We start from the raw sequence: 1803 nt of genomic DNA, 5'->3' as shown, positions 1-1803 counted from the left end.
CCCCGCCCGCCACTGGCGGGTTCGATGCCTATCCCTCTCCCCATGGGAGAGAGGGATAGGGCAGTGTTTCAAGCTTTCGGGATAGCGCGTTCGCCCTTGATGCTGAGGCCGTAACCTTCAAGCGCGACGAGATTGTGGTGCGAATTGGTGAGCAGGGTCATGTCGTGCACGCCAAGATCAGCCAGGATTTGCGCGCCGATGCCATAGCTGCGCAGTTCCATGTCGCGCCCGCCGGTGCCATCGACTTCGCGGATCAGTTGATCGGGTTCGCCCGGCATGAGCAGCACGATCAGGCCGGAACCTGCCTCGCCGATTTCGGTCATCGCGCGTTGCAGGATGCGTTTGCGCGGGCCGGGTGCGCCCAGCACGTCTGACAGGATCGAGATCGTGTGCATGCGCACCAGCGTCGGCTGATCGGCAACGATCGCGCCCTTTTGCAGGACAAGGTGAACCGAACCGTCGATCTTGTTGCGATAGGTCTTGATCGTCCAGTCGCCGCCGTAATCGGTTTCAAACGGGGCCTGCTGGATGCATTCGACGAGGTGATCGTTGCGGCGGCGATATTCGATCAGATCGCGGATCGTGCCGATTTTCAGCCCGTGCTTGCGCGCGAAGATCTTGAGGTCATCGAGCCGCGCCATCGTGCCGTCATCGTTCATGATTTCGCAGATCACGCCCGAGGGATTGAGCCCGGCAAGGCGCGGCAGATCGATCGCGGCTTCGGTGTGGCCAGCGCGCACCAGCACGCCGCCATCGCGCGCGATCAGCGGGAAGACGTGGCCGGGCGAAACGATATCGTCGCGGGTCTTGCCGGCATCGACTGCCACGGCGATGGTGCGGGCGCGGTCAGCCGCTGAAATGCCGGTGTCGACGCCGTCGCGGGCTTCGATCGAAACGGTGAAGGCGGTGCCGTGGCGGGTGCCGTTGTTGCGCGCCATCAGTTCAAGGCCGAGGTGGCCCGCGCGTTCGCTGGTGAGGCACAGGCAGATCAGCCCGCGCCCGTGCGTTGCCATGAAGTTGACCGATTCAGGCGTTGCCATCTGCGCGGGGATCACCAGATCACCTTCGTTTTCGCGGTCTTCATCATCAACCAGAATGACCATGCGGCCATTGCGGACTTCGGTGATCATTTCCTCAACCGTGGCGAGTTCGAACTCGTCCTCGTCTTCACCGTCCATCGCGCGTTCAAGCTTGCTCAGCGTGTCAGCCGTGGGGTTCCATTCGGGCGACAATACGTCGCGCAGTGAATTGGGATGAAGACCTGCTGCACGGGCGAGGGCTGCCCGCGAGATGATGCGATCTTCGATGAGTTTGCGCGCACGCGCCAAGATGTCCTGTGCCATGCGATTCGCCCTGTCACACTCTGATGGCGCATGTCAACGCACATCACATTGTACTGTGCATTGTTGCAGGGGGTGCGCGGGTCGGGCAAAGGCGCGGCTGTGATACTTTACCTGCGGGCAAAGTGTCACCAGCGACAAATGTTGGATTACCAGCGCCAAAGCCCAGATGAGGGATTCACAAGAATCCCGCTATGTGCTTCCTTGAATATCGTAATGTTCCATAAAGCGATCACACCTGTGGCGAAAAGCCGAACGAGATCAGCCGTGCGCTCGCCGGAAAGCGGGTCGAGGTCTGCGAGTATCCCGATGGCAGCCTTGAGATCCGGCACGGCGACCATGTCCTGCCTTACCGGATGCACGACAAGATCAGGCAGGTAAATCAGGCGGCGATCGTCGAGAACAAACACCTCGACGCAGCGCTGGCGATGGCCAAAGCGATGCAAGAACTGCTGCTGCCGCG

The 1803-nt window shown here is 61.2% G+C and carries 2 protein-coding genes; both read right to left on the bottom strand.

Annotated elements, in window-relative coordinates; all coding sequences use genetic code 11:
- Nucleotides 1-68: 68 nt before the first annotated feature.
- Complete coding sequence (ribB, locus tag IP81_RS15185) at nucleotides 69-1343, bottom strand: 3,4-dihydroxy-2-butanone-4-phosphate synthase (RefSeq protein WP_054108866.1); 1275 nt, start codon at nucleotides 1341-1343, stop codon at nucleotides 69-71.
- A 146-nt stretch (nucleotides 1344-1489) separates the two neighbouring features.
- A partial coding sequence (locus IP81_RS21015; protein ID WP_197274658.1) for a hypothetical protein occupies nucleotides 1490-1803 on the bottom strand: 314 nt, incomplete at its 5' end.

Origin of the sequence: Novosphingobium sp. AAP83, from assembly GCF_001295795.1 — a bacterium.
Classification (GTDB): Bacteria; Pseudomonadota; Alphaproteobacteria; order Sphingomonadales; family Sphingomonadaceae; genus Novosphingobium.
Note: the sequence above shows the minus strand (reverse complement) of the source record. Positions and strands in the feature narration are given on the sequence as shown.

Bases quoted from the DNA above. Each gene is read 5' to 3' on its own strand.
- ribB (WP_054108866.1), bottom strand. From the start codon at position 1,343: ATGGCACAGGACATCTTGGCGCGTGCGCGCAAACTCATCGAAGATCGC.